This window comes from Tepidibacter formicigenes DSM 15518 (genome assembly GCF_900142235.1).
In the GTDB taxonomy this organism is placed as follows: domain Bacteria; phylum Bacillota; class Clostridia; order Peptostreptococcales; family Peptostreptococcaceae; genus Tepidibacter; species Tepidibacter formicigenes.
Window position 1 is genome coordinate 1 of record NZ_FRAE01000031.1, and the last position, 18,371, is coordinate 18,371.

Annotated in this window: 19 protein-coding genes, 1 pseudogene and 2 riboswitches; of the genes and pseudogenes, 5 read left to right on the forward strand and 15 right to left on the reverse strand. The window is 26.8% G+C overall.

Annotated elements, in window-relative coordinates; all coding sequences use genetic code 11:
- Window positions 1-145 (reverse strand): annotated as a pseudogene (locus BUA77_RS14865) (IS701 family transposase); the annotation flags it as partial.
- A gap of 543 nt (window positions 146-688) precedes the next feature.
- Window positions 689-790, forward strand: a riboswitch (purine riboswitch).
- A gap of 6 nt (window positions 791-796) precedes the next feature.
- Here BUA77_RS14865 and BUA77_RS07365 point away from each other — a divergent pair.
- Window positions 797-2,155 (forward strand): NCS2 family permease, encoded by a 1,359-nt coding sequence (locus tag BUA77_RS07365; protein ID WP_084605606.1) that lies wholly within the window; start codon window positions 797-799, stop codon window positions 2,153-2,155.
- Window positions 2,156-2,274: 119 nt separating this feature from the next.
- Here the strand turns inward: BUA77_RS07365 and BUA77_RS07370 are convergent, their stop codons facing one another.
- Window positions 2,275-3,117 (reverse strand): aminotransferase class IV, encoded by an 843-nt coding sequence (locus tag BUA77_RS07370; protein ID WP_072888797.1) that lies wholly within the window; start codon window positions 3,115-3,117, stop codon window positions 2,275-2,277.
- Window positions 3,118-3,206: 89 nt separating this feature from the next.
- Entirely contained in the window at window positions 3,207-4,217 is a 1,011-nt protein-coding gene (locus BUA77_RS07375) for an ABC transporter substrate-binding protein (protein WP_072888799.1), read from the reverse strand.
- Window positions 4,218-4,542: 325 nt separating this feature from the next.
- Here BUA77_RS07375 and glpT point away from each other — a divergent pair, with 325 nt between their 5' ends.
- Window positions 4,543-5,895: a glycerol-3-phosphate transporter gene (gene glpT / locus BUA77_RS07380; protein ID WP_072888801.1), complete on the forward strand. Its 1,353-nt coding sequence runs from the start codon at window positions 4,543-4,545 to the stop codon at window positions 5,893-5,895.
- 23 nt (window positions 5,896-5,918) lie between these two features.
- Here glpT and BUA77_RS07385 read toward each other — a convergent pair whose 3' ends face one another.
- The 3 genes from BUA77_RS07385 to BUA77_RS07395 are packed head-to-tail and all read right to left on the reverse strand — an operon-like array spanning window position 5,919 to window position 9,565.
- Window positions 5,919-7,187, reverse strand: a complete 1,269-nt coding sequence (locus tag BUA77_RS07385) for a PTS ascorbate transporter subunit IIC (protein ID WP_084605614.1) — start codon at window positions 7,185-7,187, stop codon at window positions 5,919-5,921.
- Window positions 7,171-7,458 carry a PTS sugar transporter subunit IIB gene (locus BUA77_RS07390; protein ID WP_072888803.1) on the reverse strand — a complete coding sequence of 96 codons (288 nt, stop codon included), beginning with the start codon at window positions 7,456-7,458 and terminating at the stop codon, window positions 7,171-7,173. The genes BUA77_RS07385 and BUA77_RS07390 overlap by 17 nt, the downstream gene beginning before the upstream one ends.
- Before the next feature lie 19 nt (window positions 7,459-7,477).
- Window positions 7,478-9,565 (reverse strand): BglG family transcription antiterminator, encoded by a 2,088-nt coding sequence (locus tag BUA77_RS07395; protein WP_072888805.1) that lies wholly within the window; start codon window positions 9,563-9,565, stop codon window positions 7,478-7,480.
- A gap of 220 nt (window positions 9,566-9,785) precedes the next feature.
- Between BUA77_RS07395 and BUA77_RS07400 the strand changes: the two genes are divergently transcribed.
- The gene (locus BUA77_RS07400; RefSeq protein ID WP_072888807.1) at window positions 9,786-10,610 is read left to right on the forward strand and encodes a peptidoglycan-binding domain-containing protein; all 825 of its coding nucleotides are present in this window, start codon (window positions 9,786-9,788) and stop codon (window positions 10,608-10,610) included.
- Window positions 10,611-10,795: 185 nt separating this feature from the next.
- On the opposite strand, the gene BUA77_RS07405 is transcribed toward BUA77_RS07400, so the two are convergent.
- From BUA77_RS07405 to purF, 6 genes are all read right to left on the reverse strand, one after another.
- Window positions 10,796-11,140: a cupin domain-containing protein gene (locus tag BUA77_RS07405; protein WP_072888809.1), complete on the reverse strand. Its 345-nt coding sequence runs from the start codon at window positions 11,138-11,140 to the stop codon at window positions 10,796-10,798.
- 141 nt (window positions 11,141-11,281) lie between these two features.
- Window positions 11,282-11,656: a VOC family protein gene (locus BUA77_RS07410; RefSeq protein ID WP_072888811.1), complete on the reverse strand. Its 375-nt coding sequence runs from the start codon at window positions 11,654-11,656 to the stop codon at window positions 11,282-11,284.
- A gap of 308 nt (window positions 11,657-11,964) precedes the next feature.
- Window positions 11,965-12,129 (reverse strand): XapX domain-containing protein, encoded by a 165-nt coding sequence (locus BUA77_RS07420; protein ID WP_072888815.1) that lies wholly within the window; start codon window positions 12,127-12,129, stop codon window positions 11,965-11,967.
- A gap of 52 nt (window positions 12,130-12,181) precedes the next feature.
- Window positions 12,182-12,355 carry a XapX domain-containing protein gene (locus tag BUA77_RS07425; RefSeq protein WP_072888817.1) on the reverse strand — a complete coding sequence of 58 codons (174 nt, stop codon included), beginning with the start codon at window positions 12,353-12,355 and terminating at the stop codon, window positions 12,182-12,184.
- Between the two features lie 272 nt (window positions 12,356-12,627).
- Entirely contained in the window at window positions 12,628-13,245 is a 618-nt protein-coding gene (locus tag BUA77_RS07430) for an acetate uptake transporter (RefSeq protein WP_072888819.1), read from the reverse strand.
- 132 nt (window positions 13,246-13,377) lie between these two features.
- Entirely contained in the window at window positions 13,378-14,766 is a 1,389-nt protein-coding gene (purF, locus tag BUA77_RS07435) for an amidophosphoribosyltransferase (protein WP_242939097.1), read from the reverse strand.
- 305 nt (window positions 14,767-15,071) lie between these two features.
- Window positions 15,072-15,173: riboswitch (TPP riboswitch) on the reverse strand.
- A gap of 153 nt (window positions 15,174-15,326) precedes the next feature.
- On the opposite strand from purF, the gene BUA77_RS07440 reads away from it, so the two are divergent.
- Complete coding sequence (locus tag BUA77_RS07440) at window positions 15,327-15,548, forward strand: hypothetical protein (protein ID WP_072888823.1); 222 nt, start codon at window positions 15,327-15,329, stop codon at window positions 15,546-15,548.
- An 18-nt stretch (window positions 15,549-15,566) separates the two neighbouring features.
- Here the strand turns inward: BUA77_RS07440 and BUA77_RS07445 are convergent, their stop codons facing one another.
- The 3 genes from BUA77_RS07445 to BUA77_RS07455 are packed head-to-tail and all read right to left on the reverse strand — an operon-like array spanning window position 15,567 to window position 18,101.
- A complete protein-coding gene (locus tag BUA77_RS07445; protein WP_072888826.1) occupies window positions 15,567-16,268 on the reverse strand; it encodes a zinc ribbon domain-containing protein in 702 nt (233 codons plus the stop codon).
- Window positions 16,269-16,312: 44 nt separating this feature from the next.
- Entirely contained in the window at window positions 16,313-17,413 is a 1,101-nt protein-coding gene (locus tag BUA77_RS07450; protein ID WP_072888828.1) for a Nif3-like dinuclear metal center hexameric protein, read from the reverse strand.
- Complete coding sequence (locus BUA77_RS07455) at window positions 17,403-18,101, reverse strand: tRNA (adenine(22)-N(1))-methyltransferase (protein WP_072888831.1); 699 nt, start codon at window positions 18,099-18,101, stop codon at window positions 17,403-17,405. The genes BUA77_RS07450 and BUA77_RS07455 overlap by 11 nt, the downstream gene beginning before the upstream one ends.
- 66 nt (window positions 18,102-18,167) lie before the next feature.
- Between BUA77_RS07455 and BUA77_RS07460 the strand changes: the two genes are divergently transcribed.
- Window positions 18,168-18,350 (forward strand): hypothetical protein, encoded by a 183-nt coding sequence (locus BUA77_RS07460; protein ID WP_072888833.1) that lies wholly within the window; start codon window positions 18,168-18,170, stop codon window positions 18,348-18,350.
- Window positions 18,351-18,371: the final 21 nt, after the last annotated feature.

Below are 18,371 nucleotides of genomic sequence, written 5' to 3' on the forward strand. Positions count from 1 at the left end.
TACCTGTATAACCACTCATAAACATTGATTTCACTATATTTTGCATATGTTTTATTTGTGGTTTTGTAAGATATAAGTCATATTTTAGTTCTTTTAAAAATTTGTCTAATGTTAATTCATTTGTTATAATTAAGTTCTGAAACATTTATGCAACACCACCTGTTATGTTTTTGTGTAGGAACTTAATTATAACAAGGTTTTGCATAAATGTTTTTTATTTTATTGTAATGGAAAATTATTGAAGTGTTTTTGCACTTTCATAGCTCCTTAAAAATACTGTAATATAATTTTTTAGCCTATAATACAGATATTATTTGAAGTAATTAAGCAAATCAATTTATATCTAATGTGAAATTTAGATAAGAAAATAATATATTATTTTAATATGCACTAATGTAGGAACTTTAAAATAAGAAATTAATTAATTTAAATAAAGATTGGTAATCATTTTAAAAGGATAAAAAACTAAAATATATTATTTTATCAATAATTATATCATATGAACAACTACTTTTAAATCTCCAAAATCTATTAAAAATAATCTTAATTTTCATATACAAATTCGAATTTATTATATAAAAACCTTATCTATAGTTCATATTTTATTGAACAATATAAATACATATTTCAACAAAATTCATAAAAACTATTGACTATACTTTGTAAATTTATTATCATCAAATAGACGAACAAACTTAAATCAATCCTCCATATAATTCGTGTAATATGGTCACGAAGTTTCTACCAGACAACCGAAAATTGTCTGACTATGGACTTATTTAAAGGAGGATAAATTATGGAAATATCTAAAAAGAATATGAATACTTCTTATTTAGAAAAAGCTTTTAAATTAAGTAAAAATAATACTACTGCTAGAACTGAAATAGTGGCTGGTATAACTACATTTATGACTATGGCATACATACTTATAGTTAATCCAAGTATTTTATCAGCTACTGGTATGGATTTTGGAGCATTATTTACTGCAACAGCTCTATCATCAGTCATTGCTACATTAGTAATGGCACTTTATGCAAATCTTCCATTTGCACTTGCACCAGCCATGGGACCTAATGCATTCTTTGCTTTTACTGTAGTTTTAGGAATGGGTTATTCATGGCAATTTGCTTTAACAGGAGTGTTTTTAGAAGGTATTATATTTATTATTCTTACCTTTTTTAATGTTAGAGAGGCTATAGTAAATGCAATTCCTCTTCAGCTTAAAAAAGCTGTTTCAGTTGGTATAGGTCTATTTATAGCATTCTTAGGACTTTTCAATTCAGGAGTAGTAGTAAGCGGAATGTTTCCTACTGCAGATGGAAAATTAGATGGAGTTCCAGTAGCAATAGGTCATATCACTTCAGGACCTGGTCTTCTTGCATTAATAGGACTTGTACTAACAGGATTTTTATTAGCTAGAAAAGTTAAAGGAGCACTGCTTATAGGTATATTAGTTACAACTATTATTGGTATTCCTATGGGGGTTACACAACTTCCTGAGGGTTTAAAATTTATGAGTACTCCTCCATCATTAAAGCCAATATTATTACAATTTGAATGGTCAAATATATTTTCTATAGATATGCTTATAGTATTATTTACTTTTTTATTTGTTGACATGTTTGATACTGTTGGAACATTAGTAGGAGTTGCTACTAAAGCTGATATGTTAGATAAAAACGGAAATGTTCCAAATGCAAAACAGGCTTTATTTGCAGATGCAATAGGAACTACTTTCGGAGCTATGATTGGTACAAGTACTGTAACAACTTTTGTTGAAAGCGCATCAGGAGTTGCTGATGGTGGTAGAACAGGACTTACTGCTTTATCCACTGCAGTAATGTTCGCTATATCATTATTTTTATCACCACTTTTTATAATGATACCAGCTGCTGCAACAGCTCCAGCATTAATTTTAGTTGGTCTATTTATGATGTCACCAGTAAACGATATAGATTTTGATGATTTTACTGAATCAATTCCTGCATTTTTAACAATGATAATGATGCCACTTACATACAGTATTGCTGAAGGTATAGTGTTCGGTATGCTAAGTTATGTAATATTAAAATTATTATCAGGAAAGAAAAAAGAAATATCACCTTTAATGTATGTCATATGTGCATTATTTATAATAAAAATAATACTTGGTTAAAAATAAAAAGGACCTGAATTTCTTTAGAAAATCAGGTCCTTTTTTAATTCTAACTTAATTTAGTTTTTCTTCTCATTCTATCAACCATTTCTAAAACTTTTTCAAAATTTACATACTCCTTATTTTATCTTAAATTCTTTTCTTGCATTAATATAATTTTTCATTTCTTCTTCATATGCTTTTCCTATTTTTTTTATTATAGGATTTTCTAAAGAATTAATTAATATATCATCTATGCTTTTAATAGGTATTACATTAACAGAAGTAGATGTCATAAAAGCACCTTCTAGATTATAAATGTCACTTTTTTTAATAGATTCTTCTATCACTTCTATGTTTAGTTTTTTGCAAATATCCATTATCTTATTTCTTGTAACTCCTAGCAATACATCTTTTGCCGGTGCTGTATATAATTTATTGTCTTTGACAAAAAACATATTTGATCTACTTCCTTCTGTTATTAAACCTTCATTATTTACTAGCAATGCTTCAAATGCATTTTCTTCTTTTAATTTTTGACTTATCTTTTCTCTCAATTTAATATTAACAACTTTAGCATTGGGATTTTTCCTTTCTGAATAATATGAAATTGTATGTATTCCTTTTTTATATAAATGCTCCTCTGGATAATAGCTTTTTATAAAATAAAGGAAAAAATCCTGATTGTCTTTATCTAGGTTGCTACATAAAAACTTTATATTCATATTATTACAATTATTTTTATCAATTAATTTATATACTTCATTTGATATTTCTTCTTTTGATTTGTTTAAATTAAAATCTATTAATTTTGCTGATTTTTCCATTCTTTCTAAATGTTCTTCTAAAAATAGGGGCTGTCCCTCTATAACACGTATAACTTCATATATCATAGGATTTGATATTTTATCAAAATATCCGATTTCTTTAGTAGAGTATAATTCTCTATTGTATATATAATATTCTAAAATAGCTTCTATCATAATATTTACACCTCTTATTTAAATTTCCCATCTATTATATAATAAAACTATGTATAGATATATGCAACTTTAGATTTTTGAACTTAAGTTTAGTCCCTCATATCTTCAAATTTTTTTATAAGTCTTTTTCTGTTTTTTCCTGCCCACTTAAAATCATATTTTATCAAATTAATATCTTTAATAAATTCTGGTTCTTTAGGAGATGCTGCTTTATAATTTGTAAGAACTTGATATGAACCTACACTCTTACCTAACTCCTGTGCTCTTTTAGTTAAAGACCAGTCTACAAATTTTTTAGCTTCATTCATATTTGGTGCATCTTTAAGTATTGCTACTGCTCCTATTTCATATCCTGTACCATCTTTAGGTGCTACCATTTCTATATTTTTATAACCTTCCTTTTCATACCTTATTACATTGTTCAAAAAAGTCACCCCAATACCTGCTTCTCCAAGTCCTACTACTATTCCTGGAGTAAGTCCTGATTTAGTGTATTGAACTACCTGTTTGTCTAACTTATTTAAAAACTCTAGTCCCTTTTCTTCTCCCATTAACTGAACGATAGTAGCTACAATTGTATAAGCAGTTCCAGAGCTACTTGGATTTGGAAGAACTATATTTCCTTCAAATTCAGGCTTCAGCAAGTCTTCCCAACAATTTGGCATATCTATATTATTTTCCTTAAGCCATCTTTCATTTGCTATAAATCCTAAATATCCTATATATATTCCCGTCCATATTCCATTTTCATCTTTATACTCATTAGGTATCATATAAGAATTTGGAGATTTATATGGCTCAATAAGACCTTCTTCATAAGCACTAATAAATGTATCTGCTGTTCCTCCATACCATACAGATGCTTTCATATTCTCTTTTTCTTTTCTTATTTTCTCTAATATTTCACCACTGCTCCTCCTAATAAAATTAGTTTTTATACCTGTTTCCTTTTCAAACTCTTCTACAGCTTTTATTGCTTGTTCCTCCATTAAAGATGCATATATTGTAAGTCTTTCTTCTTCACTGCTTGTATTATTTTTATGTAATATAGTGCTAATGCCTATCAAAAAACACACAAGAAGTATATATAGTTTTCTCATTTCTTAATCCTCCAAATATTGTATTTCATATGTTAATTATACAAAAAAACTTGTTATAAAATGAACCAATACTTTTCAAATCTATTCGGCAAAAAAAGTATTTTTAAAGAAATCTGAACTTTTATAATTCCTAAAAAATCAGCTTTTCAAGTAATTATATTTTTAATAGAATTTTTTTATGAAAATTTTTACACAGTAAAAAAATGTTGAATAATACACGAATTAAACATATAATTTCTATAAGTAATAAATATTTTTACAGAAAACGTTTTCAGAAGCCGGCAATTATTATACTATTAAATATTAGAAAGTAGGTGTATGTATTATGTTAAAGTTTTTTGCACCTCCTCCTCATATAGAAAGTCTTCCTCAAGAAAAAATAGATGGTGCATATAAAAAATATAGAATTCAACAGTTTGCAAGTATCTATCTAGGTTATGCTGCTTACTATCTTATTAGAAAAAACTTTGCAATAGCTTCACCTTATTTTATAAATGAATTAGGATTTTCCAAAGCTCAAATAGGTTTTATAGCTTCTGGTCTAGGTATTGCTTATGGTCTTAGTAAGTTTATAATGGGTAATATTTCAGATAGATGTAATCCTAGATTTTTCTTAGCTACAGGTCTAATATTATCAGCTTTAGTCAATATATGTTTTGGTCTTACAAGCAGTATAACATTACTATTCTTATTGATGATATTAAATGGATGGTTCCAAGGTATGGGATGGCCACCATGTGGTAGAATCTTAGCTCACTGGTATTCAAATAAAGAGCGTGGTACTAAAATGGCTTGGTGGAATACTGCTCACAACGTCGGAGGAGGACTTATTGCTCCTTTAGCTACTTTTGGGATAGCTACATTTAGTGGTTGGAAATTTGGTATATTCTACTTTCCTGCAATAATATGCTTAGCTATAGCAATATTTATTCTTTTATTTACTAGAGATACTCCTCAATCTGTGGGTCTTCCAGCAATAGAAGAATATATGAATGATTATCCAGAAGATATTGATAAAGATAGTATTAAAGATAACGAAAGAGAACTTAGTGCTAAAGAAATACTATTTAACTATGTATTAAATAATAAATATGTTTGGGCAATAGCAATAGCTAATATATTTGTATATCTAGTAAGATATGGTGTTATGGACTGGGTGCCTACATACTTAACAGAAGTTAAAGGATTTAATCCAGAAGACTCTAGATTGGCATTTTTCTTCTTTGAATTTGCTGCTATACCAGGTACTATAATAGTGGGATGGATTAGTGATAAAGTATTTAAAGGAAGACGCGCTCCAGTTGGAATATTTTGTATGATAGGTGTTGCTTTTGCTGTACTTGCTTATTGGTTAAGTACAAGTCCTTTATTAATCAATATTGCAGTAGCATCAATAGGAGCTTTAATTTATGGGCCTGTTATGCTTATAGGAGTTGCTGCTCTAGATTATGTTCCAAAAAAAGCTGCTGGTACAGCAGCAGGATTTACAGGTTTGTTTGGATATTTAGGAGGTTCAGTTCTTGCTAACTTTGCTATAGGTTTAATAGTAGATAAAGTAGGTTGGAACGGAGGATTTATATTCCTTCTTGCTTCTTGTATTTTAGCTATAGTATTCTTAGCATTTACCTGGAATACAAATAGTGATAATGCTAGAAATAAAAATAAAAAATTTGCTTAATAAAAGTCCCCATAATGGGACTTTTATATTTTAAAAGAACTTAATACTTTTTTTAAAATATATCCTACCAAAGACAAATCTATTTCCCCAAACGCCAATTTATGAAATTCCATTTCTTTATAATGATCTAAAAGTAAAAGTGGACATATTCCTATTAATATTCCTACTAAAAAAGATGCAATTATACAACCTTTTTTGCCTCCAGTTGAATATCCATACATTCCACACCCTCCTCCTGTAAAAAAATGAATTAATACAGAAGGTAGTATTACTTCTACCCTATAAATCGATGTCATGTACATTGAAAAAATTCCACCTAAAAAACTAAATAAAAATCCTAACAACATTATATTTTCCTTATAAGGAAATAAAATAGATATATCTAAAGCTACTATAGCCTCTGGAACTAATCTTTTTGCAATCCCTCTAAAAGCTGGAATTATCTCTTGTATTAACATTCTAACTCCATTTAATATAATATATACACCCGCAGCAAAGATAAGGCCTTGTTTAAATGAAAATATCAAAAAATTCGTTCCACCACTTATATCTTCTACATAACCTTTTCCTGATATGATAGAACTTATAGTAAATATAAAAACCATAAAAAATGCAGTTACTAATGTTGTATCAAATAAAATTCCATTAAATTTCGTCAATTTATTTTTATTTTCTGATTTTTCTCTTTGTTTAAACAATTTTCCGATTTGGCTGCTCAAATAAAACCCTATAGTGCTAAAATGTCCTACTGCAATATTATTATTTTTAGTTATAATTTTTGTATACGGGTGTAGTATATGAGGAAATATGCTCATCATTATACCTAGTAATATTCCACCTATTATTATAGCAATGTTATGGGAAATCCCAAAAGGAATCATTATTATAGCTAAAAGACTGCTCATATAAATCATTTGCTGTCCTGTTAAAAAGATATATTTAAATCGGGTAAACTTAGCTATTAAAATATTTATAGCCATACCTAAAAATAATATACTATTTATTACATCTCCATATCTAAATTCCCCTAAAGCTGCTGCTCCTTCATTTTGTGGTATAACCCCTATGAATTTAAATGCTTTTGGTATTAAATAATTTAAATTACTAACACTTTTTCCAATAACATCTACACCAATTTCCATTATAAACATCCCTATAAAAGTCTTGAAAATTGAAGAAATTATTCTATCTATACTCTTTTTTTCTATTATACTTCCTAGCAATATATATACCCCTACGATTAAATAGGTATTTTTTAAAAAATTTACACCTATCCTATCTATCATTTCCATAGATATCCTCCAAGCTCTTTAACAATTTTCTTTTAAGCTCATCTTTATCTACTAAATCATCTAAGTAAATTTTATTTTTACAATTATCTAATTGTTCCATCAAATAATCTGCTCCTATAAATATATCACCATCCTTGAAATTAGCACTAAAAAGGTCAGTATTTTCTACATTTGCCTCTACTTCATACTCTTTTAATATTTCCATTACATTCATCAAGACAAAGTGACTGCTACCTAATCCCATTCCACAAACTACAACTATGTTTATCATTTTATACTCTCCTTTTGTTCTATGGTAACAATTTTTTAAATTCTTCATAACTATTTATTCTTGAAAGTTTTTTAATGTAATTATCATTTCTTACAAGATTCATAAATTCTTCTAATGCTTTTAGATGTATTAGTTTATCATTAGAAGCAGTTATTAAAACTATTTTTACAGGGTCATTTTTCTTATGGTTAAAATTAACTCCTTTTTTAAGTATCAAAAGACTAAAAGAAAGATTTTTAACTCCATCTTCAGGTTTTGCATGAGGAATTGAAACTCCCTTTTTTATTACAACATAAGCTTTTAATCTTTTTATATTTTCTTTCATAGCTTTAATATATCTTTCTTGTATATATCCTTTTTCTAATAAAGGTTTCGAAGCTATGTCAACAGCTTCTTCCCAAGATGAAACAGCTTCTTTAAATATAACATTGTCTTTAGTTAAAATATCTTTTAACGAAGGTTTTTTTATTCCTTTTAAAATACACTTTACTTCTTCTATTAATTTGCTCTTATTATGTACAAAACAATACTTTTGAATTATGTTTATTATATCTTCTAATTTTATATCAATCTCATCTGCCTTTATATCTTCTTTTTTATTTAAAAACTTAGATAAATTTTCTATATCCTCTTGAGTTAAAAAAGGATTCACTTTTATAAAGTAATTTTCTTTTTCTTTTAAAGGAATGGTAGTTATTATCAAATCCGTTATTAGTTCTTTTTTCTTTTTATATTCAAAATAGCTTAAAATATCTATAACCTTAAAGTTTTCAAATTTTTCTTTCAATGACTTTTCTAGAATCCTAACTGTGCTTATTCCTGCATTACAAACTAAAACAACCTTAATTGTATTATCTTTCTTTTGAGTTTCCATTGCACTTCCAAAATGAATTGCTACATAACAAATTTCTTCTTCACTTATCTTTAAATTAATCATCTGCTCCAAATAACTGCAAGCTAATTTAGATGCATTATAAGCCATTGAATATTTTTTCTTTATTTCATCTATTATAGGATTTTCTATTTTTATATCGTACTTAAGCCTATATATAGCAGGTTCTAAGTGAAGTAATAAACCTTTTAATAGTCTACTTCTCTGTTTTATTTTAATTTTGCAGTAATCCTCCATTATATTTATCATTTCTTCAACTATATCATTCAACTTCTCTATATATCCTTCTCCTTTTATTGCCTCTATATCTCCATCTATTACTTTTTTAGTTAAAAGATATATAGAAATATAAGCAATTTCTCTTTTATAACTTGGGTACTGTTTAAATTCTTCTTTTAAAATTTCTTCTAAGTTTCTATATTCCTTAGACAACTTTATAGTTTCATAAAATATTATCTTATTAAAATTTATACTTTTATTTCTCTCACACCTTATTTTAGTTAGTGCTATAGCAGCCATTATTATATTTTTAGACTCATCTGCATATTTTAAATATAATCTTTTTTCTAAGCTTTCTAGAGTTTCTAATAAAATATCAGTATCTACTTCGTTAAACAATTTACAAAGAATATTTTTATAGAAAAGATTATATTTTTCATTTATTATTTCCCTTGAAAATATGTCCCACTTGAATAAATTACAATAATTCACCAAAAGATTTAAATACATATTTCTTATGTTATACTCACTACCATCTATATAAAGACCTACCTTTTGTTTTCTTACTAATTTGCAATTAAACCCCTTTAAATAATATTCTATAAAATTTAAATCTTCTATAACAGTGTTTCTACTTACCCCTAATTTTTTACTAATAATTGATATAGTAAGTTGTTCATCAAACAAAAACTCTATAAGTAAAGCTATTCTTCTATCTTTTTTGCTTTTTATGTACTTATCTACAGAAAAATCCTTAAATTCATTAAATATCTCATATTTGATTAAATCAGTAACATCTAAATATATACCTTCGTATTTGTTTCTAAGTAAAATGGGTAAACCTTTTCTTGATAGCCATTTATCTATTAAGTTCAAATCATTTCTAAGAGTTCTTTCACTAATTTTATATTTTTTAATAAAGAAGTTATATGGTATATATTCTTGTGATTTTAATATATCTATAAGTTCTTGGATAGGTCTATTCTTCAAATTCATAAATTCAACTCCTTTTACACACTAACAGTATATCATAATAAGTAAATTTATAAATTCAAAAAGACTAAAAAAACTAGAGCAAGCAAAGTATTTCTCACCATTAATTACCACCTATTTTTCTATTAAGTTTTTTGCGACTTTTTTCGACATATGTATATGTATTATGTTTTTGATTTTCTAAGGATGCGAGCATTAGAAAAAAATATTAGGAGGAAAAGGTATGAAAAGAAAAATAATATGTGGGATTCTAAGCTTAGGAATAATTTTTCAACCAATTAATGTACATAACATTAATGCATATACAAAAATAAATGAAAGCAATTTACTTAAAGTAGGTATGAAAAATCAATCTATTATTGCACTTCAACAAAATCTAAAAGAATTAGGTTATTTTAATTACAAAGTAACAGGATACTATGGAAATATAACTAAACAAGCTGTTATTAAATTTCAAAAAAGTAATAACCTTGTTTCAGATGGAATTGCAGGACCTAATACTATACATGCTTTAAATAAAGGTCAAAATAAAAGTACAGCCCTAGTTGTTTCAAGAGGAGCTGATAGAAATAGTGTTTTAAACTGGAGTTGGTTTAGTAAAATAGAAAGAGCAGTCCCTAGAGGCAGTATAGTTAAAGTAACAGATATTTATACTGGTAAATCCTTTCAAGCTAAAAGAACTTATGGTACAAACCATGCAGATATGGAGAATTTAACAAAGGAAGATACAGCAATACTTAAAAATATATATGGAAATAAGTGGTCATGGGAAAGACGTCCTATCATTGTAGAATATAATGGTTTATCTATTCCTGCTTCAATGTCAGGTATGCCCCATGCAGGTAATGATAATGCCCCTAGCACAACATATACAAGCTGGAGAAGCGGAGGCTATGGAGGAGGAGCTAACTTAGATGCTGTAAAAGGTAATAATATGGATGGACATTTTGATATTCACTTTTTAGGAAGTAAAACTCATGGAAGCAACAAGATTGATTCAAAGCATCAAGAAGCTGTAAAAATTGCTAGAAAATATTTATCTAAATAAAAAAACAAGATTTCATAAAAGCTATTGATTTAGCACCTACTATTAAACCCCAGCGTTATACATCTATACATATAGAAGAAAATAGAAAACTTGCTAAAGAGATTGTTGACAATGATGAAACTTTAACCAATATATTAGTATAAATAAAAAGAGTGTGCACTATTAAAATCTGCACACTCTTTTTATTATCCAAGGCTAAATACAACTGTTAGGAGCATTTTAAATCTTTCTGTTGCTAGTAAAGCATGAGGTACATTAGCTGGCATAACAATAGTTTCACCTTTTTTTACAATGAAATCTTTATCTCCTATAGTAATCTTAGCTTCTCCATCAAGTATATAAACCATAGCATCACCACTTGAAGAATGAGAACTTATCTCTTCTCCTTTGTCAAATGCAAATAAAGTAACACTTAGAGGCTTCCCTTGAGCTAAAGTTCTACTTACAACTCGGCCTTCTTGATAATCTACTAGTGATTCCATTTCTATTGGTTTTGAAAAATCAATATTTTTTATAAAATGTTTATTCATAACTTTACCTCCCTATATTTATGAAATACTTTTCTTTGGTAATATAATACAATAATATTTATTCTATATAAGTAACATTAGTTACTAAAACAAAAAACACTTATCTATTTATAAAGATAAGTGTTTCCAAATTTTGAATTATTAATACTTTCCTCCAGGTATAATCTCTATCCAGTAATTATCAGGATCTGAAATAAAATATATTCCCATTTCTTTATTTTCATAACAAATACATTCCATTTTCTTATGGTGTTCATAAGCTTTTTCAAAATCATTTGTTTCAAAAGCAAGATGAAATTCATTTTCTCCTAAATTATATGGTTCTTTTCTATCTCTTAACCATGTTAATTCTAGTTTATGTGGAGTTGATTTATCACCTAAATAAACTAAGATAAAACTTCCATCTTCTGCTTCTATTCTTTTTGTTTCAACAAGCCCTAAAGCTTCATTATAAAAATTAATACTTTTTTCAAGGTCTAGTACATTAAAATTATTATGTACAAAAGTAAAATTCATAATTATTCCTCCTTTTATGTATTCAACATACCATATACAGAAAAATTGTATCAAAAAAACATTATTAATTCAATCAAAGTAAATATTTAAACATAATATTTAAAGTTTTACTTATCAAAATATTATGTTTAAATATTTACTTTATTTTTGAATTCAACATAATATATAATAATCCTTCTTCAAATAGATAAATTTTGGCTTGTATATATTCATAAAAAATTCGCTTCATGTTAACGCATGGCTCATGTCGCCAACGATTCCTTGTAATTAAAAAAAGTCCAGTATAAATTACTGGACTTTTTTGTATGCTAAAAAAATAAGCCTGCAATTTTACCTCCAAGTAAAACTCCAAAAATCCCCATAACACCTGCTAAAACTGGAGGTGCAGGAAGAGGTAATTTTAGTTTTTGACATACTCCTCCAAGTACAGCTCCTGCTAAAGCAGCCTTAAGAGATATAATAAGTTCTGCCATTTTAATTCGCTCCTTTTTACAATATTTATTATATATTAAAGATACAATGAAATTAATTATTGCTAGAAAGTTTGTTTACAAGAAAAGCTCCGAACCATACTCCAAATATACCCATAAATCCTGGAAGAGTTGGTGGTGCTGGTAAAGGAAACTTCAAAAACGAAAATACTATACCAGTTACCAATCCAGTTAAAATAGATAGTAATATTACTTTTAAATCACTCATATTTTTACATCCTTTCATTATATTTTTATTATATTAATTAATAAACTATAAATATATATATTATAATTTACATTTATTCTCTATAATATTTTTACTAGAATATATATGTTACCGATTCCATATTTATTATATATTTTTTTTAAGCAAATTTCAATACAATTCAGTAAAATTATCTGTAAATAAAGAGAAGCTATCGAAAATACGACAGCTTCTCTTTATTTAGGTAATAATATAAATCTTAAAATAAATAATGCTTTTATATAATTACAATACTACTTTTTGAATATTCCAAAAGGCTTTCCAACTGGTAAAAATACTCTTTCAAAATGAACATTTAATACCGATGCAGCTGATCCATAGAATGCAGCTATAGAAATAAGTAATTCTGAGTATGCTGCAAGTGTATGTGCTGCCTCAGGCATTATACCGAATGAACTCATTGATAATCCTAAAAATAAAAAGTCAATTAATACAAAGATTGTAAATAGCACTTTATGAGTTTCCATGGCTCCAATAGTCATGAAAATAGTAAAAATTAAATATCCAACATAAGCAAATCCAAGCTGTTTAGGATCTACAGTTGCTGCAAGCTTTTCTCCAAATACTCCATTTTGAATAAGCCAAGAAGTTGCAACTGCAAACCAAAAAAACGCATATCCACCAAAAGCTGTAGTTCCAAAAGTATTTCCTTTTTTAGAATCATTAATACAAGCGAATAATTGCGCAAAAGCTCCTAAAAATATTGCCCATGGAATTACAAAAGATACTCCTTGTGTAAGTCCAAGTTTTAAAGATGATGCTACTAAAGTTACTATAGCAAGTCCAAATAGCCCTAATGCAGATGGATCCGCAGTAGAAATTTTCACATTTTGTGGTTGATTATTACTCATAAAAACCTCCTTATAAAATAATATAATCATGATAAAATATTCCGCATATGTCATGATAACATAAAATACGACATTTTTAAATACATTTTGCAATTTCAGTTGCAAAAAATAAATAGTTCTATATTAAAAAAACTATTTTTTAAAACACTTTAAACAAATACCATTTTTTCCTTGCAATGTTTTTATAAATCCACCTATACTTATATATTCTATACTATCTACTTTTAAAAACTCTTTTATTTCCTTTAAATTCTTTTTAGCTCCTAAAAGCTCCTTTTTATCTTTTGTATCTATTCCTAAATAACATGGATTATTTATAATAGGTGATGCTATTCTAAGATGTATTTTGTCTGTTCCTGCTTTCTTTAGCATCTCTACTATTTTTTTGCTTGTTGTTCCTCTTACAATAGAGTCATCTATTAAAACAATGTTTTTACCTTTAACATTACCTTTTATTACATTTAATTTTATAGAAATATCCCTTTCTCTTATTTTCCTTGATGGCTGAATAAATGTTCTTCCCACATATTTATTTTTGACAAACCCTATTTCATATTCTATTCCTGAGGCTTTAGAATATCCAATTGCAGCTGGAATTCCTGAATCCGGAACACCTATTACTATATCAGCTTCAGTAGGATGTTCTTTATAAAGTTCTTTACCTGCTAAAAATCTTGATTTATATACATCTACACCATCTATAACACTATCTTCTCTCGCAAAATATATGTACTCAAAAGAACAAGTTTTGCATTTTATGTTATTCTTAAAATATGTACTTTTTAGACCAATTTTATCTATTATTACTATTTCACCAGGATTTACATCTCTAATAAATTTTGCTCCTAAAATATTTAAAGTACAACTTTCAGAGGCTAATACATAACCATCATCAAGTTTACCTATGCACAAAGGTCTTATTCCTTTTTCATCTCTTATTCCAATTAACTTATTTTTAAAAAGAAGTACTATAGCATATCCTCCTTTTATCTGTTTTGATATATTTATTAAGGATTTTTCTAAATCTTTTTCACGATTTTCTTTTAGTAATTTTAAGAATACCTCTGAATCAGTTTCAGTATCAAATACAATTCCTTTACTTAATAAGTGTTTTTTATGCGAATTAGCATTTGTAATATTCCCATTATGTGCTATTGCAATATCTTCATCTAAAATTGGTTGAGCATTTTTTAAATTACTTTTTCCAAAAGTTGAATATCTAGTATGTCCTATTGCTACTTTCGAATATATTTCATTTGATTTATTATTAAAGACTTCAGATACAAGCCCCATACCTTTAAAAGAACTTATATTTTTACCATTTGAAACTGCAACTCCACAACTTTCTTGACCTCTATGCTGAAGAGAGTTAAGAGCTTGATATAGCAATGATGACATATCATATTTTCTATTAGAATAAATTCCAAATACACCACATTCTTCTCTGAATTTGTCATTTATATTATCTATAAGCATATTATCACTTCCATTTTTTATTTTTAATAAAAAAATTCGCTTCATGCTATCGCATGGCTCATATCGCCAACGAGTCCTAACGGACTCCGTTGCTCAAAATAGTTGATACTTTTATTCAGTTACCAAAGTTATCAACAGTTTAAAAAATTTATAGTTTCCTATAGAATAAAAAAGTCTTCATGCTAAAGATTTAAAAGGTAGACTTTTTTGAAATTCATAACAGAAATTATATTTATCCACAATTTAAAAAGGATTATAATTTCCTTATTCATTATAAAAAAATGCAAACCTATAGAGAGTTTGCATTTTAATAATAAAAGCTTACCATAAGGTAAGCTTTTTAATATTTAAATTAAAACAGCATGCTTCCCTACGTTAGTTCTAACTAAATCAGGTTTTAAGGGTTAGGAAACTTCCTTCTCAGCCAAAGTTAGGCACCCCTAGCAAATTATTTATATTTATTTTTAATTATATTTTAGTTTATTATATTGTTTTTGTAAAGTTTTTTGTATTCTATAATTACTATTTTTCTTGACATAAATACTAAAAAAACATTATACTGTAATCGACAAATAGAAAAATTACATCTATTGGTGGTGAGTAAATTGAATAATTTAAATAATCTATTAAGGCTCAATAAACATTTTAAAATAGAATTAATAAAAGAAGAAAAGATTGTAAAAATTTTTTACAAAGGGAGTATAATCGGATTTGTACCTTTTAAAAATGACAGTATAGAAGATAATCCTAATTTAATTTATAATTATATTACTTCACTTGAAAATGTTAATTTATACATACCTAAAGTATATACAAGAAAAAAATAAATTAACCTTCTAATAAGGTTAATTTATTTCTATATATAAAAGTCTTCCACAGTTTTCACACTCTACTACACCTTTTAGCGCTAAAGCATCCATTGTATTTAAATACACTCCTAAATTACAACCGCTGCATGCTTGATTTATTACAGCAACTAATGCATTTTTATGTTTTTTTCTTACTAAATCATATTTTTGTAAAATTTCAGTGTCAATATTATTTCTTATATGTTTTATGTTCTTTTGTATTTCTAGCAATTTTTTATCATACAGCCTTATCTTTTCCTCTATTTGGGATTCTAATTTTTCAATTTTTTCTTCTATTAAATTTAATTTGTGTTTATATTTATTTAATTCTCTTGTGTATATATCAATTTTCCCCATTACTTCTATCACTTCATTTTCTATAGATTCCTTCTCTTTATTCATTTTTTCTTCTCTATCTTTTAATACTTCAAGAATCTTTATATCATTTATTTTTCCACTATACAACTCATTTACTATTTCATTTAATGTTTCCTCTTTAGATTGTAAATCCTTTTCTAGTTTCTTTAAATCAGTTCTAGAGTTATCTAGTTTTTTTCTCCATTTATTTTGAAAATTATATATTTTACGTGATTTTTCTTTTATTTGAATTAGTTTTGGGTAGTTTCTCAAATAATTTATTCTTTTTTCAAGTTCAACAATTAAATCATAATTTTTTTGCAATTGTATTAAATTTTCCACAATACCACCTCCAAAAATAATAAAGGAATAGACATAGCTATTCCTTATATTGTCACAAACGGATCTATATATATACTTGACTTTGTTACATTTACACTGCTTAATTTATCACTTAAATACTCTACTACTACATCTGAAAATATATTTTCACTTCCAAAATGACCAGCATCAATTACTCCCATACCTATTTCAAGTGCATCTTGAGCATCATGATATTTAACATCTCCTGTAATTAAAACATCTGCTCCCTTATTATAAGCTTTGCTTATAAATTCAGCTCCTGAACCACTTACAATTGCTACTTTTTTAATTTCTTTGTTAGGATTACCTACAAATCTTAAATCTTTAAGATTTAATTTTTCTTTAACTGTTTGAGCAAACACTCCAAGTGTCATATTTTCTTTAACTAATCCTATTCTTCCAAGTCCATATTTTTCACCTTCGTTTTTTAGTTTATATATATCATATGCTACTTCTTCGTAAGGATGAACTTTTAGCATTTCATTTACTACTTTATTTAAATCTTGTTGCTTACATATTGTTTCTATTTTTATCTCTTCTACTTTTTCTAAATTATCTTTGCTTCCTATATATGGATTTGAATTATCAAGTGGCATAAAAGTTCCTATTCCCTTTGTATTAAATGTACAGTGGCTATACTTTCCAATATGACCAGCTCCTGCTTTTGCCATGGCATCTCTTACACTTTCTTCATGAGAAATAGGAGTATATATAGCTATTTTGTATAATTTTTCCACATATGTTTTGTCAAGAATTTTTATATCTTCTAAATCTAGAATATTAGCAATTGCATCATTTAAACCATTATAAGCTATATCAAAATTAGTATGAGCAGAATATACACTTATATTGTTTTGTATAAGCTTATAAATACAGTTTCCTTTAGGAGTGTTTTTGTTTATATTTTTTAAGCCTTTAAATAAAAAAGGATGATGAGTTATAATTAAATCTACATTTTTTTCAACAGCTTCATTAACAACCTCTATTGTTGCTTCAAGAGTAACAAGTATTTTTTCTACTTTACTATTTAAGTCACCAATCATTAATCCTACATTATCCCAGTTATAAGCTAAATCCTTAGGATATTTTTTTTCAAATACTTTTATTATATCTTTAACATACATAGCTTTTCAGCTCCTTAAGCTTTTGTATTTTGTAATTACATTCTTTTATTTTATTTTCTATTTTTTCTCCTTCTTTTCCTTCTATTTTTTGTATTATTTTTTTACATTCATTTATTTTTTTACCTATAAATTCTAAAACTAGAGGATCTCTTTTTTCTATTACTTTTTTTCCTACTTCATAATATATATTATCTTCTACTTCACTTACTTTTCCTTTATATCTTACAATAATTATTTCATAAATTCTGAAATCTTCTTTTACTAATACCTCATCTATTATTTCAAATCCTTTATTATATAAGTATTTTCTAAGTTCATCAGATGCCTGCATTGGCTGAAGTATTATTTTTTTCAAATCTTTTGCAATTTCAAAACTATCTTCAAGTATTTCACTTATTAATACTCCTCCCATTCCAGCAATTATAGCTTCATCTACTTCTCCTATTTTTAAGACTGAAAGTCCTGATCCTAATCTCAAATCTACTTTATTTTGAAGATTATTTACTAAAATTTCTTTTTTTGCATTTTCAAGTGGTCCTTTGTTTATATCAGCAGCTACTACATATTTTATTTTTTTATTATTTAAAAGATATACAGGAATATATCCATGATCTGTACCAATATCTGCAAGTATTACATTATCATCAACTAAATTAGCAATTGCTTGGAGTCTTTCACTTAATTTCAAAATTTACACATCCTTTCTAGAGTTAAAAAAGCCTATTTTTAAAATAATAATAACGAGGTGATTAAAATGAAAAAAATTGTACCTCCCAAAAAACTAATAAAATATAAATGGGGTGGAAAAACTTTTGAATGGCTTGAAGAAACCAAAGAAATAAATGCACAAATTGAAGATGCTCAGGAAGAATTAAAATCAAAAAAAGAAATTAAAAAAGAAATAGCTTATGGTAGCATTAAACAACGCTGGAATTAGAAAAAATTCGCCTACATGGCG

Bases quoted from the DNA above. Each gene is read 5' to 3' on its own strand.
- BUA77_RS07425 (WP_072888817.1), bottom strand. From the start codon at position 12,355: ATGAGTGATTTAAAAGTAATATTACTATCTATTTTAACTGGATTGGTA.
- BUA77_RS07390 (WP_072888803.1), bottom strand. From the start codon at position 7,458: ATGATAAACATAGTTGTAGTTTGTGGAATGGGATTAGGTAGCAGTCAC.
- BUA77_RS07395 (WP_072888805.1), bottom strand. From the start codon at position 9,565: ATGAATTTGAAGAATAGACCTATCCAAGAACTTATAGATATATTAAAA.
- glpT (WP_072888801.1), top strand. From the start codon at position 4,543: ATGTTAAAGTTTTTTGCACCTCCTCCTCATATAGAAAGTCTTCCTCAA.
- BUA77_RS07405 (WP_072888809.1), bottom strand. From the start codon at position 11,140: ATGAATAAACATTTTATAAAAAATATTGATTTTTCAAAACCAATAGAA.
- BUA77_RS07420 (WP_072888815.1), bottom strand. From the start codon at position 12,129: ATGGCAGAACTTATTATATCTCTTAAGGCTGCTTTAGCAGGAGCTGTA.
- BUA77_RS07375 (WP_072888799.1), bottom strand. From the start codon at position 4,217: ATGAGAAAACTATATATACTTCTTGTGTGTTTTTTGATAGGCATTAGC.
- BUA77_RS07365 (WP_084605606.1), top strand. From the start codon at position 797: ATGGAAATATCTAAAAAGAATATGAATACTTCTTATTTAGAAAAAGCT.
- BUA77_RS07460 (WP_072888833.1), top strand. From the start codon at position 18,168: ATGAAAAAAATTGTACCTCCCAAAAAACTAATAAAATATAAATGGGGT.
- purF (WP_242939097.1), bottom strand. From the start codon at position 14,766: ATGAAGCGAATTTTTTTATTAAAAATAAAAAATGGAAGTGATAATATG.
- BUA77_RS07385 (WP_084605614.1), bottom strand. From the start codon at position 7,187: ATGGAAATGATAGATAGGATAGGTGTAAATTTTTTAAAAAATACCTAT.
- BUA77_RS07400 (WP_072888807.1), top strand. From the start codon at position 9,786: ATGAAAAGAAAAATAATATGTGGGATTCTAAGCTTAGGAATAATTTTT.
- BUA77_RS07410 (WP_072888811.1), bottom strand. From the start codon at position 11,656: ATGAATTTTACTTTTGTACATAATAATTTTAATGTACTAGACCTTGAA.
- BUA77_RS07450 (WP_072888828.1), bottom strand. From the start codon at position 17,413: ATGTATGTTAAAGATATAATAAAAGTATTTGAAAAAAAATATCCTAAG.
- BUA77_RS07430 (WP_072888819.1), bottom strand. From the start codon at position 13,245: ATGAGTAATAATCAACCACAAAATGTGAAAATTTCTACTGCGGATCCA.
- BUA77_RS07370 (WP_072888797.1), bottom strand. From the start codon at position 3,117: ATGATAGAAGCTATTTTAGAATATTATATATACAATAGAGAATTATAC.